This is a genomic window from Enterobacter sp. FB, assembly GCF_000805795.1.
Lineage (GTDB): Bacteria > Pseudomonadota > Gammaproteobacteria > Enterobacterales > Enterobacteriaceae > Enterobacter > Enterobacter roggenkampii.
On record NZ_JSZC01000017.1, the window covers coordinates 86,071 to 109,743 of the forward strand.

A 23,673-nucleotide genomic window follows, 5' to 3' on the forward strand; every position below is an offset into this window, starting at 1 on the left:
TTCGTTTTCCCGGCATTTCAGCAAATATTGAGCAAGGTCAAACAGGCCGTAAATTAAAACCGTAAACAACATTCCGTCACAGTTTTAATATTGCTGATAAAAACTATTCTCATTATCATCGCATAGTAGATAATTTAACCTTTCGTGGAATCAGGCGTTATGCAATTCACTCCAGACAGTGCATGGAAGATTACCGGTTTTACCCGCGAAATTAGCCCGGCCTATCGGCAAAAGCTGCTGTCGCTTGGCATGCTGCCCGGCTCGTCATTCCAGGTCGTACGCGTGGCGCCGTTAGGCGATCCGGTTCATATCGAAACCCGACGCGTGAATCTGGTCCTGCGTAAAAAAGACCTCGCGTTAATAGAAGTCGAAGCCTTATCCCGATAACAAGCCAGCGGTTTCAGTGAGTCCAGAAAAATGAAAAAGTTAACTATTGGCTTAATTGGCAATCCTAATTCCGGCAAGACTACGCTTTTTAACCAGCTGACCGGGGCTCGCCAGCGCGTGGGCAACTGGGCGGGCGTAACGGTTGAACGTAAAGAGGGCCAGTTCACGACGACAGACAACCAGGTGACGCTGGTTGACCTTCCCGGCACCTACTCCTTAACCACCATTTCGTCGCAAACTTCGCTCGATGAGCAAATCGCCTGTCACTACATTCTTGGCGGCGACGCGGATCTGCTGATCAACGTGGTCGATGCCTCAAACCTCGAGCGTAACCTCTATCTGACGCTGCAGCTGCTGGAGCTGGGTATCCCCTGCATCGTGGCGCTCAACATGCTCGACATCGCAGAGAAACAAAAGCTACGCATCGACGTTGATGCCCTCTCCGCGCGCCTCGGGTGCCCGGTCGTTCCGCTGGTCTCGACGCGCGCGCGCGGTATTGATGCGCTGAAGCTGGCCATTGACCGTCACGCGGGAAATCGCGACGTTGAGCTGGTGCATTACGCCCAGCCTCTCCTGCGCGAAGCCAACGTGCTGGCGCAGGAGATGGACAAAGCCATGCCTGCGAAACAGCGCCTGTGGCTTGGCCTGCAGATGCTGGAAGGGGATATTTACAGCCGCGCTTATGCCGGTCATGCGGCCGATAAGCTGGACGTGACGGTGGCCCGTCTTAGCGACGAGCTGGACGACCCGGCGCTGCACATCGCCGATGCCCGTTACCAGGCTATCGCCTCGATTTGCGACGTGGTCAGTAACGCGCTGACGGCGGAACCCAGCCGCTTTACGGCGGCGGTGGATAAGATTGTGCTCAACCGCTTCCTCGGTTTGCCCATCTTCCTGCTGGTGATGTACGTGATGTTCCTGCTCGCCATTAACATCGGTGGCGCGCTGCAGCCGATTTTTGACGCCGGTTCCGTCGCGGTCTTCGTGCACGGCATTCAGTGGGTGGGCTACACCCTGCACTTCCCGGAATGGCTCACCATCTTCCTCGCGCAGGGGATCGGCGGCGGTATCAATACCGTTCTGCCGCTGGTGCCGCAGATCGGCATGATGTACCTGTTCCTCTCGTTCCTGGAAGATTCCGGCTACATGGCGCGCGCGGCGTTCGTGATGGATCGTCTGATGCAGGCGCTGGGCCTGCCGGGCAAATCCTTCGTCCCGCTGATCGTCGGCTTCGGCTGTAACGTGCCGTCGGTGATGGGCGCGCGCACGCTGGATGCACCGCGCGAGCGTCTGATGACCATCATGATGGCGCCGTTTATGTCCTGCGGTGCCCGACTGGCGATCTTTGCGGTCTTTGCGGCAGCCTTCTTTGGCCAGCAGGGCGCGCTGGCGGTCTTCTCGCTGTACGTGCTGGGCATCGTGATGGCGATCCTGACCGGCTTAATGCTGAAACACACCATCATGCGCGGTGAAGCGTCGCCGTTCGTGATGGAGCTGCCGGTGTACCACGTCCCCCATCTGAAAAGCCTGGCGATCCAGACCTGGCAGCGTCTGAAAGGCTTCGTCCTGCGCGCCGGTAAGGTGATTGTCATCGTCAGCGTTTTCCTGAGCGCCCTGAACAGCTTTACCCTGAGTGGACAGGCAGCGGATAACATTAACGACTCTGCCCTCGCCTCCGTCAGCCGCGTCATCACGCCGGTCTTCAAACCGATTGGCGTGCATGAGGATAACTGGCAGGCAACCGTCGGGCTGTTTACCGGCGCGATGGCAAAAGAGGTGGTTGTCGGTACCCTGAACACGCTCTACACCGCCGAGAACATTCAGGAGCAGGAATTTAACCCGGCGGAGTTTCACCTCGGTGACGAACTGCTGGGTGCCGTAGAGGAAACCTGGCAGAGCCTGAAGGACACCTTCAGCCTGAGCGTGCTGGCGAACCCGATTGAGGCGAGCAAAGGCGACGGCGAGATGGCGACCGGTGCCATGGGCGTGATGGGCGAGAAGTTTGGCAGCGCGTCCGCGGCCTACAGCTACCTCATCTTCGTTCTGCTCTATATTCCATGCATCTCCGTGATGGGGGCGATTGCTCGCGAGTCCAGCCGCGGCTGGATGGGCTTCTCCATCCTGTGGGGATTAAACATCGCGTATTCGCTGGCGACGCTGTTTTATCAAACCGTCAATTTCAGCCAGCACCCGCGCTACAGCCTGGTCTGCATTCTCGCGGTTGTGCTGTTTAACGTGATCGTTCTCGGCCTGCTGCGGCGGGCACGCAGCCGCGTCGACATCGACCTGCTGGCAAACCGTAAAACCGCGGCGACCTGCTGCAACAGCCCGGCAGGCGACTGTCACTAAGGAGCACACCCCATGGCATCGTTGATTCAGGTTCGTGACCTGCTGGCACTGCAGGGGCGAATGGAGGCGAAACAGCTGAGCCTCAGCCTGCATACGCCGCAGCCGATGATCGACGCCATGCTGGAAAGACTGGAAGCCATGGGGAAAGCGGTGCGCATTCAGGAAGAGCCGGACGGTTGTCTGTCCGGCAGCTGTAAACATTGCCCGGAAGGAAAAGCCTGCCTCAGGGAGTGGTGGGCACTGCGCGAATAAAGGCGGACAGCGCCGAACAAAACTCGCCAGGATGTGAAATAAATGGCGCGTGTGCCGCTTTAGCGACCACCATTGATTGGCTTTCCGGCCACAGGTTATCCAGCAGTGGCACCACCTTACGCGGAACCAGCCCGTCCAGATAGCCATACATACGCAGGTGCGGAAGCGCCAGCGACGCCAGCGGTTCACGCAGATCGATCGTCTTGAGTATCTCAAGCCCCCCGTTAAGCACCTCAACGTCAGGCATCGGCAGCGACAGCACGGTCTGCTTCAGCGTGCGCGCGTCCTGACGCGCGGTTTCTGTACCCATCGTCTGCAGCGCGAGAAAACGCTCCACCGTCCGCTGGAAATCGTCGCTTAGCTGCTGCTGGAATCCTGCCAGCACTTCAGGCTTGATCCCCGGCCACGCGTCCTGCGCGCTAAAGCAGGGTGACGAGGCAACGGTAACCAGCGCGCTTACGCGCCCGGGGTTATCCAGCGCAATCTTGCTTGCCACCAGCCCGCCCAGGCTCCAGCCCAGCCAGACAGCGTTTTGCGGCGCGGTGTCCAGAACCTGCTGCGCCATCTCATCAAGCGACATCGCGCCAAAGCCGCGGCTGCGGCCATAACCCGGCAAATCCACCAGATGCAGCGTAAATTGCGAGGCAAGTTCCTCGCTTACGCAACGCCACACTTCAGCATTCAGTCCCCATCCGTGCAGCAGCACAAGATGGCAATTTCCCGTTCCGACGGTCTGCCACCACAGCGTCTTCATCAGTTACTGTTCTCTTTTTCACATGGAGGTTGCACATGCTAACAGTACCTGGGTTGTGCTGGCTATGCCGAATGCCGCTGGCACTCAGCAGGTGGGGCATCTGCTCCGTCTGTACGCGATCGCTGCAATGGCGTATCGGGAGCTGTCCACAATGTGGTTTACCGGCCACAAATCCCTCTTTGCCCTGTGGCCGGTGCCTGAAAAAATCCCCGCCGTGGAGCGCGCTGGTGGCGGTGGATGATTATGTTCCGCCGCTGAGCAGGCTGATTCACGCGCTGAAGTTTTCCGGTCAAAGTTCCCTGGCACAGCCCCTTGCGCGACTGCTACTGCTGGCGGTTTTGCAGGCGCGGCGCCACCGCGCATTGCCGAAAATCGACAGGTTGGTGAATGTCCCCCTCTACCGACGCCGCCACTGGCGACGCGGTTACAATCAGAGCGACCTGATCTGCCGTCCCCTCGCCCGGTGGCTTGGCTGTCAGTATGATGCCCGCGCGCTGACGCGTGTTCATGCCACCGCCATCCAGCATCAGCTCAGCGCCCGGCTTCGCAAAAGAAACCTCAAAAATGCCTTTCGCCTTGAATTGCCGGTCGACGGTCTCCATATCGCGATTGTGGATGATGTCGTCACCACAGGCAGTACCGTTGCTGAACTTTCCCGACTGCTTTTGCAAAGCGGCGCCGCGTCGGTTCAGGTATGGTGTCTGTGCCGTACCTTGTAGCCCTTCTTCAATGGGCGTATGATTATACCCAGGTAATTTAGTCAACTATTAGGCCAAAGCTATGATCCGTATTTCCGATTCTGCACAAGCGCACTTTGCCAAACTGCTGGCAAATCAGGAAGAAGGGACGCAGATCCGTGTGTTTGTGATCAATCCAGGCACGCCGAATGCAGAATGTGGTGTTTCTTATTGTCCTCCGGACGCCGTGGAAGCCACCGACACTGCCCTTAAATTTGAACAGCTCACCGCCTATGTTGATGAGCTGAGCGCACCGTATCTTGAAGATGCGGAGATCGACTTCGTCACCGATCAGCTGGGATCTCAGCTGACCCTGAAAGCACCGAACGCGAAAATGCGTAAAGTGTCTGACGATGCCCCGCTGATGGAGCGCGTTGAGTATCTACTGCAATCCCAGATTAACCCGCAGCTGGCTGGCCATGGCGGTCGTGTTTCCCTGATGGAAATTACCGACGAAGGTTTTGCCATTCTGCAGTTTGGCGGCGGCTGTAACGGCTGTTCAATGGTCGATGTCACCCTGAAAGAAGGGATCGAGAAGCAGCTGCTGAACGAGTTCCCGGAACTGAAAGGCGTGCGTGACCTGACCGAACACCAGCGCGGCGAGCACTCTTACTACTGATTCATTGCCCGTCTGTATTGCCCGGTGGCGCTGCGCTTACCGGGCCTACAAAACCCTGCTCCCCCTCTTCGCTCCCCTTTATATGTTGACCTGCGTCTCATAATTCACATTTTGCCTTCCAGGGTGATTCTCAATCACGCCATGTTACCCGTATCATTCTCATGGGCACTAAGCACACTCATAACAGCCGACTAAACTTAATCGTTTAAAAGGCATCAGTATTAGTGCCGTTACTTCTCTGTTCCCAGTTGGGACAACCGGAATTTGTCGTTGAAACAATGACGTTACCCATAACAATTCAAAGGCCAGGTAAATCATGCCATTAGTCATCGTTGCTATCGGTGTTGTGTTATTACTGCTCTTGATGATCCGCTTCAAAATGAACGGATTTATCGCTCTGGTTCTGGTGGCACTTGCAGTCGGTCTGATGCAGGGGATGCCGCTGGTAAAAGTTATCAGCTCGATTAAAGCCGGTGTCGGCGGCACGCTCGGCAGCCTGGCGCTGATCATGGGCTTCGGCGCCATGCTCGGTAAAATGCTGGCGGACTGCGGTGGCGCGCAGCGTATTGCTACCACGCTTATCGACAAATTTGGTAAGAAGAACATTCAGTGGGCAGTGGTGTTAACCGGCTTTACCGTTGGTTTCGCGCTGTTCTATGAAGTAGGCTTCGTGCTGATGCTGCCGCTGGTGTTCACCATTGCGGCTGCCGCGAGCATCCCGCTGCTGTATGTCGGTGTGCCAATGGCCGCGGCGCTGTCCGTGACCCACGGCTTCCTGCCGCCGCACCCGGGCCCAACCGCTATCGCGACCATCTTCCACGCCGACATGGGTAAAACCCTGCTGTTCGGTACGATTCTGGCGATCCCAACGGTGATTCTGGCAGGCCCGGTTTATGCCCGCTTCCTGAAAGGCATTGATAAGCCGATTCCGGAAGGTCTGTACAGCGCCAAAACCTTCACCGAAGAAGAGATGCCTGGCTTTGGCGTCAGCGTCTGGACCTCTCTGGTACCGGTGATCCTGATGGCGATGCGCGCCGTGGCAGAGATGGTTCTGCCAAAAGGTCATGCGTTCCTGTCCGTTGCAGAATTCCTGGGTGACCCGGTGATGGCAACGCTGATTGCCGTGCTGATCGCGATGTTCACTTTCGGTCTGAACCGCGGCCGCTCCATGGATCAGATCAACGACACGCTGACCTCTTCCATCAAAATCATTGCCATGATGCTGCTGATCATCGGCGGTGGCGGTGCGTTCAAACAGGTTCTGGTCGACAGCGGCGTGGACAAATACATCGCTGCCATGATGCATGAAACCAACGTGTCGCCACTCCTGATGGCCTGGTCTATTGCCGCGGTTCTGCGTATTGCGCTGGGTTCTGCGACCGTTGCAGCGATCACCGCAGGCGGCATCGTTGCGCCGCTGATTGCCACCACGGGCGTGAGCCCTGAGCTGATGGTTATCGCCGTCGGTTCCGGTAGCGTGATTTTCTCTCACGTAAACGATCCGGGCTTCTGGCTGTTCAAGGAGTACTTCAACCTGACGATCGGTGAAACCATCAAGTCCTGGTCCGCGCTGGAAACCATTATTTCGGTGTGCGGTCTGGTCGGGGTGCTGCTGCTGAATATGGTGGTCTGATGCCCTAAGTCGGGTGGCTGCTACGCCTTACCCGACCTACATGAGCACCACCTGATAATAAAAAACCCGCCACTGGCGGGTTTTTTATTACTTCTTACCAGCAGCTTTTCGCCGCTTATCCAAATCCTTGATCAGCCTGTTCACCCCATCATCGGCAAACATCGCCTCAAGCGTGGTGGACAGCTTGCGACGCCAGTTCTTGTACTGATAGCTGGTACCCGGAATGTTCACCGGCTCCGCCATATCAATCCAGTCTTCCGGCTGCAGGCCCAGCAGGGCACTGTTGCTGTCGGCAATATAGCGCTGCAAACCGCGGTTGAGTGTCGCAGTCATCGCCATCAGCGACGCTTTATGCCCGGCGCGCTTCGGCAGACAGCCATGCTTATGCAGCGCATCCAGCAGCCCCTGCTTGGAGAGCTCGCGATCCTGATACAGGCCGCGTAACACCTCTTCATCAGGATACAGGCCCAGCGTTTTGCCAAGGGTCAGATCGCCGCTTTCCCAATAGCCACGAAGCGTAGGAAGGTCATGCGTCGTCGCGACTGCCATTGACTGTTCAGGGTACGCTTGCGGCGCGCGGAAGGTTTTCTCATGGTCGTTTTCAAAATAGAGCACTTTATAGGAGTAGACGCCGCTGTCGCGGAGCTTGCTGACAATCTCCACCGGCACGGTACCGAGATCTTCACCGATCACCATGCACTGGTGACGCTTGCTTTCCAGGGCCAGGATCGACAGCAGATCGTCAACCGGGTACTGCACGTATGCGCCGTGATCCGCCGTTTCACCGTACGGGATCCACCACAGACGCAGCACGGACATCACGTGGTCGATACGCAGCGCCCCGCAGTTCTGCATGTTGGCGCGCAGCAGGTCGATAAACGGCTCGTAGGCGCGCGCCGCCATGACGTGCGGATCCATCGGCGGCAAGCCCCAGTTCTGGCCGAGCGGGCCAAGGATATCCGGCGGCGCGCCGACGGAGGCTTTCAGACAGTAAAGCTCGCGGTCACACCAGGTTTCCGCACCGCCTTCCGCCACGCCGACGGCCAGGTCACGATACAGGCCAATCGGCATCTTGTAGCCCTGGCTCACCTGCCAGCAGGCGGCAAACTGGCTGTACGCCAGCCACTGCAGCCACAGGTAGAAGTCCACTTCATCGGCATATTTTTTACAGAACGCTTTCACTTCCGGCGTGTCGACGGATTGATACGCTTCAGGCCAGACCGGCCAGCCCCAGCGCATTTCGTCCTCTTTCACCTGATACGCGTGCAGCGCATCGAACGCCGCCTGCCAGTACAGGCTCTCGCCCTCCTGCGTCACGAACTGGCGGAACGCCGCCATCTGCTCGTCATCGCGCTGCGAAAAGCCTTTCCACGCCAGACGCAGCGCGGCCATTTTCAGCGCCGTGACGGTGGAGTAATCCACCCAGTCGGCTTCGCGCGCCTGCTTCAGCGCCTGCTGCGTGGTACTGAGTTTCCACCAGGCCTGCGCCTCCTGGCTGTTTTTGAAGTCATCTAAGGCGTTAACGTCGATATAAATCACGTTCAGCCAGCGACGGGAGGACGGGCTGTACGGGCTGGCGCTCTCCGGGTTGGCCGGATAGAGGGCGTGGATCGGGTTGAGGCCGATAAACGCGCCGCCGCGCTCGCCCACGGATGCCAGCATGTTCTTCAGATCGCCAAAATCACCGATCCCCCAGTTGCTGTCGGAGCGCAGCGTGTAGAGCTGCACGCAGGCGCCCCACAGCTTTTTCCCTTCGAGCAGCGCCTGCGGCTCGTAGCAGCGTTTTGGCGCGACGATCACCCGGCAGTGGAAACGCCGATCGTCCTGGGTGAGCGTCAGGGTGTGGTAGCCCTCCGGCAGCTTCGCCGGAAGGTTAAGGGTTTTGCCGCCGGTGGCGTGGCCTTTGTGCTGATGCCCCTCTTCGGTCGTGAGCAGCCAGCTAAACTCGCCGCGCCCTTCCACCGCGAGCGGCATCTTTTTACCTGCGGTGAATACCTTCACGTTCGGCACCGGCGCAGCCGACGCTTTCGCGTCGGTTTTGTGCATGGCATCCAGCAAACGTCTTTTGGTGTCGGCGCCAATAGACTGTGGTTTGCCGTGAGCATTAATGTAACTGAGGCTAATTCCCGCCGCCTGCGCGGCACTGTCCAGACGTTTACTCTCCATCGCGCTTCCTTAGCGTTTTGCCTGCCAGATACGGGCCTGATAATCACGGATTGAGCGGTCAGAGCTGAACATACCGCAGCGGGCGGTGTTCAGAATGCACGCCCGGGTCCACGCGTCCTGGTCGCGATACAGCACGTCAACCTGTTTTTGCGCTTCAACGTAGGCCGAGAAGTCCGCCATGACCAGATACGGGTCACCGCCGTGTTTGTCCATGCTGTGCAGCATCTGGTCAAACGCGTGCTTGTCGCCGTCGCTGTATTTGCCGCTCTCCAGCTCCTTCAGCACCGCGTCCAGCACTTTGTCTTTCTTACGCCATTTCACCGGGTCGTAGCCTTTGGCCTTGATGGCTTTCACCTCTTCCACGGTGTGGCCGAAGATAAAGATATTCTCTTCGCCCACCTTCTCGGCGATTTCGACGTTCGCCCCGTCCAGCGTGCCGACGGTCAGCGCGCCGTTCAGCGCCAGCTTCATGTTGCCGGTACCGGAGGCTTCTTTTCCTGCGGTTGAGATCTGCTCGGAGATATCCGCCGCCGGGATCAGCATTTCAGCCGCCGAGACGCAGTAATCCGGCAGGAATACCACTTTCAGCTTGTCGCCCACGTTCGGATCGCTGTTGATCGCCGCCGCCACTTTATTGATGGCGAGGATGATGTTTTTCGCCAGATAGTAGCCCGGCGCCGCCTTCGCGCCGAACAGGAACACGCGCGGCACGCGGTCAGCCTGCGGGTTCTCGCGGATCTCTTTGTACAGCGCCAGAATGTGCAGCAGGTTCAGGTGCTGACGTTTGTACTCGTGCAGGCGTTTGATCTGGATATCGAAAATCGCATTTGGGTTGATCTCAATCCCGGTGCGCGCTTTCACGAACGCCGCCAGGCGAACTTTGTTCTCCAGCTTGATCGCGCGGTACTGTTCGCGGAATTTCGCGTCGTCAGCGTATTTTTCCAGGTTGATGAGCTGGTCCAGATCGTTGGCCCACTCTTTCTTCAGGGTCTTGTCCAGCAGGCCAGCCAGCAGCGGGTTGCACTGCTTGATCCAGCGACGCGGCGTAATGCCGTTGGTCACGTTGTGGAATTTGGTCGGCCACAGCTGGTGGTATTCCGGGAACAGATCTTTAACCACCAGATCCGAGTGCAGCGCCGCCACGCCGTTCACCGCAAAGCCGCTCACTACGCACATGTTCGCCATGCGTACCTGCTTATCGTGAACCACCGCCAGCTTCGCCCAGACCGCTTTGTTGCCCGGCCAGGTTTTATCCACCAGGGTTTTAAACTGGTCGTTAATCTTGTTGATGATCTGCATGTGGCGCGGCAGCAGCGCTTTCACCAGCTTCTCATCCCAGCACTCAAGCGCTTCTGGCATCAGGGTGTGGTTGGTGTAGGCAAAGGTACGGCTGGTGATGGCCCAGGCGTCGTCCCAGCTCAGCTGATGCTCGTCAATCAGCACGCGCAGCAGTTCCGGGATGGCAATGGTCGGGTGCGTGTCGTTGAGCTGAATGACTTCGAAGTCCGGCAGCTGCGCCAGCTTGCGGCCCGCCAGGTGATGGCGACGCAGAATGTCCGCCACGGAGCAGGCGCACTGGAAGTACTGCTGCATCAGGCGCAGCTTTTTTCCGGCCAGGTGGTTGTCGTTCGGGTAGAGAACTTTGGTCAGCTTCTCGGCGTCGATGCCCTGCTGCTCGGCACGCAGGAAATCGCCGTCGTTAAATTTGGTCAGGTTAAACGGATGGGCGTGCTTCGCCTGCCACAGACGCAGCGGCTGCGCCACGCCGTTACGGTAGCCAAGCACCGGCAGATCCCAGGCTTCGCCGGTAATGGTGAACGCAGGTTCCCAGAGGCCTTGCTTCGTCACTTTCCCGCCAATGCCAACCTGCACGTCCAGCTGCGCGTTATGACGGAACCACGGGTAGGTATTGCGATGCCAGTCGTCCGGCGCTTCCATCTGATGGCCGTCAGCGAAGGACTGACGGAACAGGCCGTACTGGTAGTTCAGACCGTAACCAATCGCCGACTGGCCGACGGTCGCCATGGAATCCAGGAAACAGGCCGCCAGACGACCCAGGCCACCGTTGCCCAGCGCCGGGTCAATCTCTTCTTCCAGCAGATTGGTCAGGTTAATGTCGTGTTCTTTAAGAACGTCACCAACCTCCTGATACCAGCCGAGGTTCAACAGGTTGTTGCCCGTCAGACGGCCAATCAGGAACTCCATTGAAATGTAGTTTACATGGCGCTGCCCGTTTGCCGGTTTTGCCAGAGGTTGAGCATCCAGCTGCTCTGCGAGCGCACCGCTCACTGCCTGCCACCACTGGTGAGGCGTCATCTCGTTTGCAGCATGAAGGCCAAAACGCTGCCACTGACGCGTCAGGGCAGCCTGGAATTGAGCTTTGTTGAAGGTAGGCTGTGACATAGGGGATCGGCATCCTTTAGAAAGAAAACACAAGTTGGCGCTAGTGTGCCTGGCTCATTTCACCTCTTCCTCCTCCCGTAGGGGATTAGACAGGGAGGAGTAGCGGGGATGAGCAGAAAAGTGTGATCAAGGCCACTCTCAGAGCATAGTTCGAGTGTGCCCGGAAGATAAAAAAGTAACCGAGGAGAATGTCAAAGAAATGAAATGCAGTTTCGGATGAAATTAAACCCTGCCGAAATAATTACTTACCTGGAATAATATTTTTGCAACAGGATGTCATGACCAGGAAAGGTATTATTCTCGCTGAACTTTACCCACACTTTATTAAATTTGACGTCACTATCCCTTCCTGAAACCAGTTTCAGCGCAGCCGCAGCACAACCATACAAGCCAGCATTGACGCGGCATTAAAGCCCTTTCCAGAAAGTTCCATCATCTGCCTGAATGTTTTGTGACAGAGTGCAAATTCAGAGCCACCAAATCCAGACATAACTTGCAATAGTTCTCTTTCTGACCGACCTTATATCGTATTAATTACGAAGCGCAAAAAAAATAAAATCTCTCGTTCCCCACAGTGAAGTGAAACCTATGTTGATTCCGTCTAAATTAAGTCGCCCGGTTCGTCTTGACCATACAGTGGTCCGCGAGCGTCTGTTGGCTAAACTTTCCGGCGCGCATAATTTCCGACTGGCGCTGGTTACGAGCCCTGCAGGTTATGGAAAAACAACGCTCATCTCGCAATGGGCCGCAGGTAAGAGCGATCTTGGCTGGTACTCCCTTGATGAGGGCGATAACCAGCAAGAACGTTTTGCCAGCTATCTGATTGCCGCCATACAGCAAGCCACCCATGGACACTGCGTCGCCAGTGAGGTGATGGTGCAAAAGCGCCAGTACGCCAGCCTGTCCTCCCTTTTCTCTCAGCTGTTTATCGAACTGGCTGAATGGCATCGCCCGCTTTACGTGGTGATTGATGATTACCATCTCATCACTAACCCGGTGATTCATGAATCGATGCGTTTCTTCCTGCGCCATCAGCCGGAAAACCTGACGTTAGTGGTGCTGTCACGCAACCTGCCGCAGTTGGGTATTGCCAACCTGCGCGTGCGCGATCAGCTTCTGGAAGTGGGTAGCCAACAGCTTGCTTTTACCCACCAGGAAGCGAAACAGTTCTTCGACTGCCGCCTGAACTCACCGATTGAGGCCGCCGAAAGCAGCCGTCTGTGTGATGACGTCGCAGGCTGGGCAACGGCGCTGCAGCTGATTGCCCTCTCTGCCCGGCAAAACAACAGTCCGGCGCACCAGTCAGCGCGCCGTCTGGCCGGCATCAACGCCAGCCACCTCTCTGATTACCTGGTGGATGAGGTGCTGGACAGCGTCGATCCCTCGACGCGTAATTTCCTGCTGAAAAGCTCGCTGCTGCGCTCCATGAACGATGCGCTGATCGTGCGGGTGACGGGCTGTGAAAACGGTCAGCTTCAGCTCGAAGAGATTGAACGTCAGGGCCTTTTCCTGACGCGCATGGACGATCCCGGCGAGTGGTTTAGCTATCATCCGCTGTTTGGCAGCTTCCTGCGCCAGCGCTGTCAGTGGGAGCTGGCGGTTGAACTGCCGGAGATCCACCGTGCCGCTGCCGAAAGCTGGATGGCACAGGGCTTCCCGAGCGAGGCCATCCACCACGCGCTCGCCGCCGGTGACGCCAGCATGCTGCGCGATATCCTCCTCAATCACGCGTGGGGCCTGTTTAACCACAGCGAGCTGACCCTGCTGGAAGAGTCCCTGAAAGCCCTGCCGTGGGAAAGCCTGCTGGAGAATCCGCGTCTGGTGCTGCTGCAGGCCTGGCTGATGCAGAGCCAGCATCGCTACAGCGAAGTGAACACCCTGCTGGCGCGCGCCGAGCAGGAGATGGAAAGCGAGATGGATACCACCCTGCACGGCGAGTTCAACGCGCTGCGCGCTCAGGTGGCCATTAACGATGGCGACCCGGACGAAGCGGAACGGCTGGCGATGGTCGCGCTGGATGAACTGCCGCTGGCCAACTTCTACAGCCGCATCGTTGCGACCTCCGTACACGGCGAAGTACTGCACTGCAAGGGCGACCTCACGCGCTCGCTTTCACTGATGCAGCAAACCGAACAGATGGCGCGTCGTCATGATGTCTGGCACTACGCGCTGTGGAGCCTGATCCAGCAGAGCGAGATTTTATTCGCGCAGGGGTTCCTGCAGGCCGCCTGGGAAAATCAGGAAAAAGCGTTCCAGCTGATTCGCGAGCAGCATCTGGAACAGCTGCCGATGCACGAGTTCCTGCTGCGTATTCGCGCTCAATTACTGTGGGCATGGTCGCGTCTGGATGAAGCAGAAAGCTGCGCCCGCCAGGGTGTGGATGTTCTTTCCAGTTTCCAGCCTCAGCAGCAGCTGCAGTGCCTGGCGCTGCTGGTGCAGTGCTCGCTGGCGCGCGGCGATCTCGATAACGCCCGCAACCATCTTAACCGCCTGGAAAACCTGCTCGGCAACGGCCAGTATCATAGCGACTGGGTGTCAAACGCCGACAAGGTCCGGGTGATTTACTGGCAGATGACCGGCGATAAAAAATCCGCCGCCAACTGGCTGCGTCAGACGCCAAAACCGGAATTTGCCAACAACCACTTCCTGCAGAGCCAGTGGCGCAACATTGCCCGCGCGCAGATCCTGCTCGGTGAATTAGAGCCCGCAGAGATTGTGCTGGAAGAGCTGAACGAAAACGCGCGCAGCCTGCGCCTGATGAGCGACCTGAACCGCAACCTGCTGCTGCAAAATCAGCTCTACTGGCAGGCGGGCCGTAAAAACGATGCCCAGCGCGTGCTGCTGGAGGCGCTACAGCTGGCAAACCGCACCGGGTTTATCAGCCACTTTGTGATTGAAGGGGAAGTGATGGCGCAGCAGCTGCGCCAGCTTATTCAGCTCAACACGCTGCCGGAGCTGGATCAGCATCGCGCCCAGCGTATTCTGCGCGAGATTAACCAGCATCATCGCCACAAGTTTGCGCATTTCGATGAGAACTTCGTTGAACGTCTGCTAAACCACCCGGAAGTGCCGGAGCTTATCCGCACCAGTCCGCTTACCCAGCGCGAATGGCAGGTTCTGGGGCTGATCTATTCAGGCTACAGCAACGAGCAGATTGCCGGCGAGCTGGCGGTGGCGGCGACCACCATCAAAACGCATATCCGCAACCTGTACCAGAAGCTGGGCGTGGCGCATCGACAGGATGCGGTGCAGCATGCGCAGCAGCTGTTGAAGATGATGGGGTACGGCGTTTAGTTTTGTGCGGCCTGATGCCCTCACCCCGCCCTCTCCCACAGGGAGAGGGAGAACAATTTGTAGGTCGGGTAAGCGCAGCGCCACCCGACACAACCGTTAGCACAGTTCCAGCTGCAAATTATTATCTTTAATCACCTGCATCACGCCCGCTGGCGGCATCACGTCGGTATAGACCGCATCCACCATGCTGATGCTGCCCATGTTCACCATCGCGTTACGGCCAAACTTCGAGTGATCCACCACCAGCATCACGTGGCGTGAGTTTTCAATGATCGCGCGCTTGGTGCGCACCTCGTGGTAATCAAACTCCAGCAGCGAGCCGTCGCTGTCGATGCCGCTGATGCCCAGAATGCCGAAGTCGAGGCGGAACTGAGAGATAAAGTCGAGGGTCGCTTCACCGATAATCCCGCCGTCGCGGCTGCGCAGCTCGCCGCCCGCGAGGATGATGCGGAAATCGTCTTTTTGCATCAGGGTATTGGCGACGTTCAGGTTGTTGGTGACCACGCGCAGGTTCTCGTGATCCAGCAGCGCATGGGCGACCGCTTCCGGCGTGGTGCCGATATCAATAAACAGCGTCGCCCCGTTCGGGATCTGGCTGGCGACCTTGCGGGCAATGCGCTCTTTCTCCGCCGTCTGCGTCGCTTTTCGGTCGTGCCAGGAGGTGTTGACCGAGCTGGACGGCAGCGCCGCGCCGCCGTGGTGGCGAAGGATGCGGTTCTGATCGGCCAGGTCGTTCAGGTCACGACGGATGGTTTGTGGGCTGACGGCAAACTGCTCCACCAGCTCTTCGGTGCTGACGTATCCCTGTTTTTTTACCAGTTCGATAATGGCGTCATGACGTTGTGTTTGTTTCATCAATTATCCCTGAGAATTATGTTCGTTTTCGCGCATGGAGCGTGTCGGCAAAGGCCATCGCCAGCCCCACGGCCAGCCCGGCGACGTGCGCACCGTTGGCGATAGACATACCAAACAGATCAAACCATCCGGCAATTAGCCATATTAACGCAAAGGTTATCAATCCGCGTTGCAGATAGATGCCGCTTTGCGGATCGCGCTCCCCGCGAAGCCAGACGTAGCCCATCAGGGCATAGACGACACCCGACAGCCCGCCAAACCACGGGCCGCTGAACTTGTGCTGTACGTAGCCGCTCAACAGGGCGCTGATGAGGGTGATAACGATCAGCTTGCCGCTGCCCAGACGCTTTTCAACGGCACCGCCGAGATACCACCACCAGAGCAGGTTAAAGAGGATATGCATCACCGAGAAGTGCATCAGCGCGTGGCTAAAGTAGCGCCATACGTCAAACTCAAGCGACGGATCATAGGGCCACGCCAGGGCAATCATCACGCTCTGGTCGCCGACCACGTTCATAATAATAAAGACGATGATGCAGGCCGCCATCAGCAGCAGCGTAAACGGGCCCGCGCGCTCGCGAAGGGTGGCAAGGAAGGGAAAGCGGCTGTAGTGCAATCCGCTGCCGGTCTGTCCGGATTGCCAGCTGGCCGCGAGATAGCGCGGGTCGCCAGGGTTCTCAAGAAAACGCGCCAGCTCCTCGTTTACCCGCCCGGCCTGGCTCTCATCGGCCAGCCAGACGTCGGTCTGCGTATGTTGCTGAATAGTAAGAATAACGCCCTGCGTCGCCATATAGTCGACAAACGCCTGGGCGACGCGCGGGTTGGTAAAAGAGGTGATCATCAACATGGGCAGCGGTCGCTTATTTCCACACAAAAGGGGACAGTATAGCGGGATCAGCGCTCAAACGCGTATTCCACTTCCGCCGGGAAATGACGATGCCAGGCATCGAAACCGCCGTCGACGCTGTAAACCGCGTCGTAACCCTGCTGAAGCAGATACTGCGCCGCGCCTTTGCTGCTGTTGCCGTGGTAGCACATGACCATCACCGGCGTGTCGAAGTCGTTATCGCGCATAAATGCGCCGAGCGTGTCGTTGGTAAGATGAAACGCGCCCGGCGTATGGCCCATCGCAAAACTCTGCGGATCGCGGATGTCCACCAGCACCGCTTTTCCCTGGTGCATCTTCTGGTGGGCTTCTTCTACGTTAATACATTCAAACTGATCCATGGTGTTCTCTTAACAGTGGTCAACGACAAGATTTTACCCCGTAGTGTACGTCCTGGCGGCGGGTAAACGCCATTATGTTATCCATATCACTCTAAATTGTTTTTTTGATGTTACCAAAAGCGCGTTCCTTTGCTATTATGAGCGATATCGAACATTTCTGAGCTTTAACGAAAGTGCATGAGGGTGTTATGGAAACCAAAGATCTGATTGTGATAGGCGGTGGCATCAACGGTGCCGGTATTGCGGTCGATGCCGCAGGACGCGGTTTATCCGTACTGATGCTGGAAGCTAACGATCTCGCCTGCGCGACGTCGTCCGCCAGCTCCAAACTGATTCACGGTGGCCTGCGCTACCTGGAACACTACGAATTCCGCCTGGTCAGCGAAGCGCTGGCCGAACGTGAAGTGCTGCTGAAAATGGCCCCGCATCTGGCGATTCCGATGCGCTTCCGCCTGCCCCATCGCCCACATCTGCGTCCGGCATGGATGATCCGAATTGGTCTGTTTATGTACGATCATCTGGGTAAACGCACCAGCCTCCCGGGTTCGAAAGGGTTGCGTTTTGGCTCAGAATCGGTCCTTAAGCCGGAAATCGTGCGCGGATTCGAATATTCCGACTGCTGGGTGGACGATGCCCGCCTGGTGCTGGCGAACGCGCAGATGGTTGAGAAGAAAGGCGGCGAGGTGAAAACCCGCACCCGCGCGACCGCTGCCCGTCGTGAAAACGGCCTGTGGATTGTCGAAGCGGAAGATATCGATACCGGCGAGAAGTTCAGCTGGAAAGCGCGCGGCCTGGTGAACGCCACCGGCCCGTGGGTGAAGCAGTTCTTTGACGACGGCATGCATCTGCCATCCCCGTACGGCATCCGCCTGATAAAGGGCAGCCACATTGTGGTGCCGCGCGTGCATACCCAGAAGCAGGCGTACATCCTGCAGAACGAAGACAAGCGCATCGTGTTCGTCATCCCGTGGATGGACGAATTCTCGATCATCGGTACCACCGACGTGGAGTACAAAGGCGATCCGAAGAACGTCGAGATCGACGAGAGCGAAGTGAACTACCTGCTCAAAGTGTATAACGCGCACTTTAAGAAACAGCTGTCGCGCGACGACGTGGTCTGGACCTACTCCGGCGTGCGTCCGCTGTGCGATGACGAATCCGACTCACCGCAGGCCATCACCCGCGACTATACGCTCGATATTCACGACGTAGACGGTCAGGCGCCGCTGCTGTCCGTGTTTGGCGGCAAGCTCACCACCTACCGCAAGCTGGCCGAGCACGCGCTGGAAAAACTGGCGCCGTACTATAAAGGCATTGGCCCGGCATGGACCAAAGGCGCGGTACTGCCTGGCGGTGATATCGGCGATAACCGCGATGATTACGCCGCGAAGCTGCGCCGTCGCTTCCCGTTCATCACCGAAGGGATGGCGCGCCACTATGCCCGCACCTACGGCAGCAATACCGAGCTGATCCTGGGTGATGCAAAAGAGATTGCCGATCTGGGCGAGCATTTCGGCCACGAGCTGTACGAAGCCGAGCTGCGTTATCTGGTTGAGCACGAGTGGGTGCGTCGTCTGGATGATGCTATCTGGCGCCGTACCAAAGAAGGGATGTGGCTCAACGCCGAACAGCAGTCTCGCGTGGCGCAGTGGTTGCTGCAACATGCGGCGAAACGTGAGCTGTCGCTGGCGTCTTGATGCAAAAAAACGCCCGGTGGCGCTACGCTTACCGGGCCTACGGGATCAAGTAGGCCGGGTAAGGCGAAGCCGCCACCGGGCTTTGTTTTTACAGCCTCACCGGATCAATATGCCAGATCGTCTCGGCATACTCCTTGATGGTCCTGTCTGACGAGAAATAGCCCATATTGGCGATGTTGTACATCGCGGCGCTGGTCCACTTCTCAGGCTGGCGATACAGTTCGTCCACCTTATCCTGACAGTCGACGTAGCTGCGGTAATCCGCCAGCACCTGATAGTGATCGCCAAAGTTAATCAGCGAATCCACCAGATCGCGGTAGCGGCTCGGTTCATCAGGGCTAAACACGCCGGTTGCAATCTGCGTCAGCACCTGACGCAACTCTTCATCCTCTTCGTAATACTGACGCGGCGAGTAGCCTTTCCTGCGCAGCGCCTCTACCTCTTCCGTCGTATTACCGAAGATAAAGATATTCTCTTCGCCCACGTGCTCCAGCATCTCGACGTTCGCCCCGTCCAGCGTGCCGATGGTCAGCGCGCCGTTAAGGGCAAACTTCATGTTACTGGTGCCGGATGCCTCCGTGCCCGCCGTAGAAATCTGCTCAGAGAGATCCGCTGCCGGGATGATTAGCTGCGCCAGGCTGACGCTGTAGTTCGGAATGAACACCACCTTCAGCTTGTCGCCAATGTCCGGATCCTGGTTAACCACCTTCGCCACGTCGTTGATGAGATGAATTATATGCTTCGCCATGTAGTAGGCCGACGCCGCCTTACCGGCGAAGATCTTCACGCGCGGCACCCATTCGGCCGTCGGGTCGGCCTTAATGCGGTTGTAATGGGTGATCACGTGCAGCACGTTCATCAGCTGACGCTTGTATTCGTGGATGCGTTTGATCTGAACGTCGAACAGCGCTTTCGGGTTTGCCACCACGTTCAGATGCATCGCCAGCCAGACCGCCAGACGCTTTTTGTTCAGGAGCTTGGCTTCGCGCACGGCTTTGTTCACCGTCGGGAAATCAATATGCTGTTCCAGCTCGCTCAGCTGGCTCAAATCGGTACGCCAGGTGCGGCCGATATTCTCGTCCAGCACCTCCGAGAGCGGCTGGTTGGCCAGCGCCAGCCAGCGGCGCGGGGTGACGCCGTTGGTCACGTTGCAGAACCGCGTCGGGAAGATCTTCGCGAAGTCCGCAAACAGCGACTGCACCATCAGGTTCGAGTGGAGCTCGGACACGCCGTTGACCTTGTGGCTGATGACAACCGCCAGCCAGGCCATGCGCACGCGGCGGCCGTTCGACTCATCAATGATGGACGCGCGGCTCAGCAGGCCGGTATCGTTCGGATACTGCTCCTGCAGCGTCTTGAGGAAGTAGTCGTTAATCTCAAAGATAATCTGCAGATGGCGCGGCAGGATTTTGCCAAGCATGTCCACCGGCCACGTCTCCAGCGCTTCGCTCATCAGCGTGTGGTTGGTGTACGAGAACACCTGGCAGGTCACCTCAAAGGCGTCGTCCCAGCTGAACTTATGCTCGTCGATCAGCAGGCGCATCAGCTCCGGAATAGAGAGCACCGGGTGGGTGTCATTAAGGTGGATCGCGGTTTTCTCCGCCAGGTTGGCGTAGGTTTTGTGCAGCTGATGGTGGCGGCTGAGGATGTCCTGAATGGTCGCCGAAACGAGGAAATACTCCTGACGCAGGCGCAGCTCGCGGCCTGAGTAGGTCGAGTCATCCGGGTACAGCACGCGGGATACGTTCTCGGAGTGGTTTTTATCCTCCACCGCCGCGAAGTAGTCACCCTGGTTAAATTTACCGAGGTTAATTTCGCTACTGGCCTGAGCGCTCCACAGGCGCAGCGTGTTGGTGGCATCGGTGTCGTAGCCGGGGATAATCTGGTCGTAGGCCACGGCCAGGATCTCTTCCGTTTCCACCCAGCGGGATTTTTTTCCTTCCTGCTGAATACGCCCGCCAAAGCGCACCTTGTAGCGCGTGTTGTGGCGCTTGAACTCCCACGGGTTGCCGTACTCCAGCCAGTAGTCCGGGGACTCTTTCTGGCGCCCGTCAACGATGTTCTGTTTGAACATGCCGTAATCGTAGCGAATACCGTAGCCGCGGCCCGGCAGCGCCAGCGTCGCCAGCGAGTCGAGGAAGCAGGCGGCAAGACGTCCCAGACCGCCGTTACCGAGGCCCGGGTCGTTCTCTTCGTCGATCAGTTCTTCTAAATCTAACCCCATCTCTTCCAGTGCGGTTTTGACGTCGTCATAAATACCGAGCGACAACAGCGCATTGGACAGCGTGCGGCCAATCAAAAATTCCATCGACAGATAGTAAACCTGACGCGTCTCCTGCGAGAGCTGGGCGCGGTTTGAGCGCAGCCAGCGTTCAACTAAGCGGTCGCGCACCGCAAACAGGGTGGCGTTCAGCCACTCGTGCTTGTTGGCAATAACCGGATCTTTCCCGATGGTGAACATCAGCTTGTAGGCGATGGAGTGCTTTAACGCCTCAACGCTGAGCGTGGGTGAAGAGTAGCTAAATGGAGCGTTCATATCAGTAACTTCGCCTCGTTACATCAAGCGTTGATAGAGATCGCGGTATGACTGCGCCGCAACGTGCCAGCTAAAGTCCATGGACATCGCCTGGCGTTGGACGTAGCGCCACAGCGATGGACGGGACCACAAGACGAAAGCACGCCGAATCGCCCGAAGCAGCGACCAGGCATTACTGTCCTCAAAGACAAACCCGCTGGCGATACCGTCCGCCAGGTTTTCCAGTGAGCTATCCGATACCGTATCCGCCAGCCCGCCCGTGCGGCGCACCAGCGGCAGGGTGCCGTATTTCAGGCCGTAAAGCTGCGTCAGGCCGCAGGGTTCGAAACGGCTCGGCACCAGGATGACGTCCGCGCCGCCCATAATGCGGTGCGAAAATGCCTCGTGGTAGCCAATCTGTACGCCCACCTGCCCCGGATGTTCCGCGGCGGCGGCAAGGAAACCTTCCTGCAATACCGGGTCGCCCGCGCCGAGCAGCGCCAGCTGCCCGCCCTGCTCCAGTAAACCGGGCAGCGCCTCCAGCACCAGATCCAGCCCTTTCTGGCTGGTCAGGCGGCTTACGACGGCGAACAGCGGCACTTTGTCGTTAACCTTCAGGCCCATCGCAATCTGCAGCTGGCGTTTGTTTTCCGCTTTGTCTTCCACGGAATCACGACCGTAGCGCGCCGCCAGCAGGAGATCGGTTTCCGGGCTCCAGATCTGTTCATCCACGCCGTTCAGAATGCCCGACAGGCGGCCTTCGCGGTGGCGCTGCTGCAGCAACCCTTCCATGCCGTAGCCAAATGCCGGCTGGGTGATCTCACGCGCGTAGGTTGGGCTCACCGCCGTGATGTGATCGGCGTAGTACAGCCCCGCCTTCAGGAACGAGATCTGCCCGTTAAACTCCAGACCGTGCATGTTAAAGAACGACCATGGCAGATCGATGTCATTCATGTGATGGGCGTAGTACATCCCCTGATAGGCCAGGTTATGCACAGTAAAGACCGATTTCGCCGGGTGGCCGCGCGCCGCGAGATACGCCGGAGCAAGCCCGGCGTGCCAGTCGTGCGCGTGCACCACATCCGGCCGCCAGAACGGATCCAGCCCCGTCGCCATTTCTGCTCCAACCCAGCCGAGGAGCGCAAAGCGCAGCACGTTGTCGGTGTAGGCGAACAGGTTCGTATCGTGATACGGGCTACCCGGGCGATCGTATAAATGCGGCGCGTCGATCAGGTAAATCCCTACGCCATTGTAATGTCCAAACAGCAGGGTAATGCGTCCGGCAAACGTTTCACGGCGGGTCACCACTTTTGCATCAGGTATACCGCGCCGGATATCCGGAAAGGCGGGCAGCAGGACTCGGGTATCCACGCCTCCGGCGATTTGCGCCGCCGGTAATGCGCCAAGCACATCTGCCAGACCGCCCGTTTTTAATAACGGGAACATCTCAGAACATACGTGTAAAACCTGCATCATCGCTCCTGTTTGATTTGCAGCTTCCGCAACATTTCCCGTGTGACTAACACGATCCCCTCTTCCGAACGGTAGAAACGACGCGCGTCTTCTTCCGCATTCTCCCCAATGACCATCCCTTCAGGGATGACGCAGGCACGGTCGATCACGCAGCGACGCAGACGACACGAACGCCCTACCCAGACGTCCGGCAACAAGACTGCCGAATCGATATTACAGAATGAATTTATCCGCACGCGCGGGAACAGCACCGACTGCACCACGACCGAACCGGAGATGATGCACCCGCCGGACACCAGCGAGTTCAGCGTCATACCGTGGCTGCCGGAGCGGTCCTGCACGAATTTGGCTGGCGGCAGCGACTCCATATGGGTACGAATCGGCCAGTTCTGGTCGTACATATCCAGTTCAGGCGTGACCGATGCCAGATCGAGGTTCGCTTTCCAGTACGCTTCCAGCGTGCCCACATCGCGCCAGTACGGTTCCGCATTCGGGTCGGACTGCACGCAGGACAGCGGGAAAGGATGTGCATACGCCATGCCAGCTTTGGTGATTTTCGGAATGATGTCTTTACCGAAGTCGTGGCTTGAGTTTTCGTCTTTGTCGTCTTCTTCCAGCAGCTCATAAAGATAATCTGCGTCAAAGACATAGATCCCCATGCTGGCGAGCGATTTGGTGTCATCGCCCGGCATGGTTGGCGGGTTAGCCGGTTTTTCAACGAAGTCGATAATTTTGTCGTCGGCATCCACGTGCATGACGCCAAACGCCGTCGCTTCAGCAACGGGCACAGGCAGACACGCCACGGTGCAGCGCGCCCCTTTTTCGACGTGGTCGATGAGCATGTGGGAGTAATCTTGCTTGTAAATGTGGTCCCCGGCGAGGATCACGATATATTCCGCGTTATAGCGACGAATGATGTCGAGGTTCTGGGTGACCGCATCCGCCGTTCCGCGATACCAGTTCTCGCCGTGAACGCGCTGCTGCGCAGGAAGGAGATCGACAAATTCGTTCATCTCTTCGCTGAAGAATGACCAGCCGCGCTGAATATGCTGCACCAGGGTGTGCGACTGATACTGCGTGATGACGCCAATGCGGCGAATGCCCGAGTTCAGGCAGTTGGAGAGCGCAAAGTCGATAATACGGAACTTACCACCAAAGTGAACGGCCGGCTTGGCGCGCTTGATGGTCAAATCTTTCAGACGGGTACCACGCCCGCCCGCAAGTATCAGGGCAACCGTTTTTAATGGTAGCTGGCGTGCCAACATTAAGGGATCGTTCTTCTCTAATCTAACCATGACTAACTCCTTTTTTA

17 protein-coding genes are annotated in these 23,673 nt (G+C 57.8%); 8 read left to right on the forward strand and 9 right to left on the reverse strand.

The window, feature by feature from the left end; genetic code table 11:
• Nucleotides 1-159: 159 nt before the first annotated feature.
• From feoA to feoC, 3 genes are read left to right on the forward strand one after another with little or no spacing between them, the layout of a single operon-like run.
• Nucleotides 160-387 (forward strand): ferrous iron transporter A, encoded by a 228-nt coding sequence (feoA, locus tag PI91_RS22670; protein WP_008503050.1) that lies wholly within the window; start codon nt 160-162, stop codon nt 385-387.
• 30 nt (nt 388-417) lie between these two features.
• Entirely contained in the window at nt 418-2,736 is a 2,319-nt protein-coding gene (gene feoB / locus PI91_RS22675; RefSeq protein ID WP_021242189.1) for a Fe(2+) transporter permease subunit FeoB, read from the forward strand.
• 12 nt (nt 2,737-2,748) lie between these two features.
• Nucleotides 2,749-2,988 carry a [Fe-S]-dependent transcriptional repressor FeoC gene (gene feoC / locus PI91_RS22680; protein WP_008503052.1) on the forward strand — a complete coding sequence of 80 codons (240 nt, stop codon included), beginning with the start codon at nt 2,749-2,751 and terminating at the stop codon, nt 2,986-2,988.
• Here feoC and bioH read toward each other — a convergent pair.
• Complete coding sequence (gene bioH, locus PI91_RS22685) at nt 2,960-3,742, reverse strand: pimeloyl-ACP methyl ester esterase BioH (protein WP_039267155.1); 783 nt, start codon at nt 3,740-3,742, stop codon at nt 2,960-2,962. The genes feoC and bioH overlap by 29 nt on opposite strands.
• Before the next feature lie 35 nt (nt 3,743-3,777).
• Between bioH and gntX the strand changes: the two genes are divergently transcribed.
• The 3 genes from gntX to gntT all read left to right on the forward strand — a co-directional run bounded on the left by gntX (nt 3,778) and on the right by gntT (nt 6,731).
• Nucleotides 3,778-4,461, forward strand: coding sequence for a DNA utilization protein GntX (gntX, locus tag PI91_RS22690; RefSeq protein WP_021242187.1), 684 nt, complete (start codon nt 3,778-3,780; stop codon nt 4,459-4,461).
• Between the two features lie 61 nt (nt 4,462-4,522).
• Nucleotides 4,523-5,098 carry a Fe-S biogenesis protein NfuA gene (gene nfuA / locus PI91_RS22695; RefSeq protein WP_008503055.1) on the forward strand — a complete coding sequence of 192 codons (576 nt, stop codon included), beginning with the start codon at nt 4,523-4,525 and terminating at the stop codon, nt 5,096-5,098.
• Between the two features lie 316 nt (nt 5,099-5,414).
• Nucleotides 5,415-6,731 carry a gluconate transporter gene (gene gntT / locus PI91_RS22700; RefSeq protein WP_013099097.1) on the forward strand — a complete coding sequence of 439 codons (1,317 nt, stop codon included), beginning with the start codon at nt 5,415-5,417 and terminating at the stop codon, nt 6,729-6,731.
• Nucleotides 6,732-6,818: 87 nt separating this feature from the next.
• Here gntT and malQ read toward each other — a convergent pair whose 3' ends face one another.
• A complete protein-coding gene (malQ, locus tag PI91_RS22705; protein ID WP_023294726.1) occupies nt 6,819-8,897 on the reverse strand; it encodes a 4-alpha-glucanotransferase in 2,079 nt (692 codons plus the stop codon).
• A 9-nt stretch (nt 8,898-8,906) separates the two neighbouring features.
• The gene (gene malP / locus PI91_RS22710; RefSeq protein ID WP_039267156.1) at nt 8,907-11,300 is read right to left on the reverse strand and encodes a maltodextrin phosphorylase; all 2,394 of its coding nucleotides are present in this window, start codon (nt 11,298-11,300) and stop codon (nt 8,907-8,909) included.
• A 588-nt stretch (nt 11,301-11,888) separates the two neighbouring features.
• On the opposite strand from malP, the gene malT reads away from it, so the two are divergent.
• Nucleotides 11,889-14,594 carry an HTH-type transcriptional regulator MalT gene (malT, locus tag PI91_RS22715; protein WP_008503059.1) on the forward strand — a complete coding sequence of 902 codons (2,706 nt, stop codon included), beginning with the start codon at nt 11,889-11,891 and terminating at the stop codon, nt 14,592-14,594.
• Between the two features lie 96 nt (nt 14,595-14,690).
• Here malT and PI91_RS22720 read toward each other — a convergent pair whose 3' ends face one another.
• From PI91_RS22720 to glpE, 3 genes are read right to left on the reverse strand one after another with little or no spacing between them, the layout of a single operon-like run.
• On the reverse strand, nt 14,691-15,449 hold the full coding sequence (locus PI91_RS22720; RefSeq protein WP_008503060.1) for a DeoR/GlpR family transcriptional regulator: 759 nt from the start codon (nt 15,447-15,449) through the stop codon (nt 14,691-14,693).
• Between the two features lie 16 nt (nt 15,450-15,465).
• On the reverse strand, nt 15,466-16,296 hold the full coding sequence (glpG, locus tag PI91_RS22725; protein ID WP_023326236.1) for a rhomboid family intramembrane serine protease GlpG: 831 nt from the start codon (nt 16,294-16,296) through the stop codon (nt 15,466-15,468).
• 47 nt (nt 16,297-16,343) lie between these two features.
• On the reverse strand, nt 16,344-16,676 hold the full coding sequence (glpE, locus tag PI91_RS22730) for a thiosulfate sulfurtransferase GlpE (protein WP_008503062.1): 333 nt from the start codon (nt 16,674-16,676) through the stop codon (nt 16,344-16,346).
• A 188-nt stretch (nt 16,677-16,864) separates the two neighbouring features.
• Between glpE and glpD the strand changes: the two genes are divergently transcribed.
• Nucleotides 16,865-18,373 (forward strand): glycerol-3-phosphate dehydrogenase, encoded by a 1,509-nt coding sequence (glpD, locus tag PI91_RS22740; protein WP_021242183.1) that lies wholly within the window; start codon nt 16,865-16,867, stop codon nt 18,371-18,373.
• Between the two features lie 88 nt (nt 18,374-18,461).
• Here glpD and glgP read toward each other — a convergent pair whose 3' ends face one another.
• The 3 genes from glgP to glgC are packed head-to-tail and all read right to left on the reverse strand — an operon-like array spanning nt 18,462 to nt 23,656.
• Nucleotides 18,462-20,909, reverse strand: coding sequence for a glycogen phosphorylase (gene glgP, locus PI91_RS22745; RefSeq protein WP_008503064.1), 2,448 nt, complete (start codon nt 20,907-20,909; stop codon nt 18,462-18,464).
• 18 nt (nt 20,910-20,927) lie between these two features.
• Nucleotides 20,928-22,361: a glycogen synthase GlgA gene (gene glgA, locus PI91_RS22750; protein ID WP_008503065.1), complete on the reverse strand. Its 1,434-nt coding sequence runs from the start codon at nt 22,359-22,361 to the stop codon at nt 20,928-20,930.
• Nucleotides 22,361-23,656, reverse strand: coding sequence for a glucose-1-phosphate adenylyltransferase (gene glgC / locus PI91_RS22755; protein WP_008503066.1), 1,296 nt, complete (start codon nt 23,654-23,656; stop codon nt 22,361-22,363). Before glgC ends, glgA begins: the two co-directional genes overlap by 1 nt.
• Nucleotides 23,657-23,673 lie beyond the last annotated feature (17 nt).

What these genes read in the sequence shown, in the direction of transcription:
- feoA (WP_008503050.1), top strand. Translation starts at nt 160, where the DNA reads ATGCAATTCACTCCAGACAGTGCATGGAAGATTACCGGTTTTACCCGC.
- feoB (WP_021242189.1), top strand. Translation starts at nt 418, where the DNA reads ATGAAAAAGTTAACTATTGGCTTAATTGGCAATCCTAATTCCGGCAAG.
- feoC (WP_008503052.1), top strand. Translation starts at nt 2,749, where the DNA reads ATGGCATCGTTGATTCAGGTTCGTGACCTGCTGGCACTGCAGGGGCGA.
- bioH (WP_039267155.1), bottom strand. Translation starts at nt 3,742, where the DNA reads ATGAAGACGCTGTGGTGGCAGACCGTCGGAACGGGAAATTGCCATCTT.
- gntX (WP_021242187.1), top strand. Translation starts at nt 3,778, where the DNA reads ATGCTAACAGTACCTGGGTTGTGCTGGCTATGCCGAATGCCGCTGGCA.
- nfuA (WP_008503055.1), top strand. Translation starts at nt 4,523, where the DNA reads ATGATCCGTATTTCCGATTCTGCACAAGCGCACTTTGCCAAACTGCTG.
- gntT (WP_013099097.1), top strand. Translation starts at nt 5,415, where the DNA reads ATGCCATTAGTCATCGTTGCTATCGGTGTTGTGTTATTACTGCTCTTG.
- malQ (WP_023294726.1), bottom strand. Translation starts at nt 8,897, where the DNA reads ATGGAGAGTAAACGTCTGGACAGTGCCGCGCAGGCGGCGGGAATTAGC.
- malP (WP_039267156.1), bottom strand. Translation starts at nt 11,300, where the DNA reads ATGTCACAGCCTACCTTCAACAAAGCTCAATTCCAGGCTGCCCTGACG.
- malT (WP_008503059.1), top strand. Translation starts at nt 11,889, where the DNA reads ATGTTGATTCCGTCTAAATTAAGTCGCCCGGTTCGTCTTGACCATACA.
- PI91_RS22720 (WP_008503060.1), bottom strand. Translation starts at nt 15,449, where the DNA reads ATGAAACAAACACAACGTCATGACGCCATTATCGAACTGGTAAAAAAA.
- glpG (WP_023326236.1), bottom strand. Translation starts at nt 16,296, where the DNA reads ATGTTGATGATCACCTCTTTTACCAACCCGCGCGTCGCCCAGGCGTTT.
- glpE (WP_008503062.1), bottom strand. Translation starts at nt 16,676, where the DNA reads ATGGATCAGTTTGAATGTATTAACGTAGAAGAAGCCCACCAGAAGATG.
- glpD (WP_021242183.1), top strand. Translation starts at nt 16,865, where the DNA reads ATGGAAACCAAAGATCTGATTGTGATAGGCGGTGGCATCAACGGTGCC.
- glgP (WP_008503064.1), bottom strand. Translation starts at nt 20,909, where the DNA reads ATGAACGCTCCATTTAGCTACTCTTCACCCACGCTCAGCGTTGAGGCG.
- glgA (WP_008503065.1), bottom strand. Translation starts at nt 22,361, where the DNA reads ATGCAGGTTTTACACGTATGTTCTGAGATGTTCCCGTTATTAAAAACG.
- glgC (WP_008503066.1), bottom strand. Translation starts at nt 23,656, where the DNA reads ATGGTTAGATTAGAGAAGAACGATCCCTTAATGTTGGCACGCCAGCTA.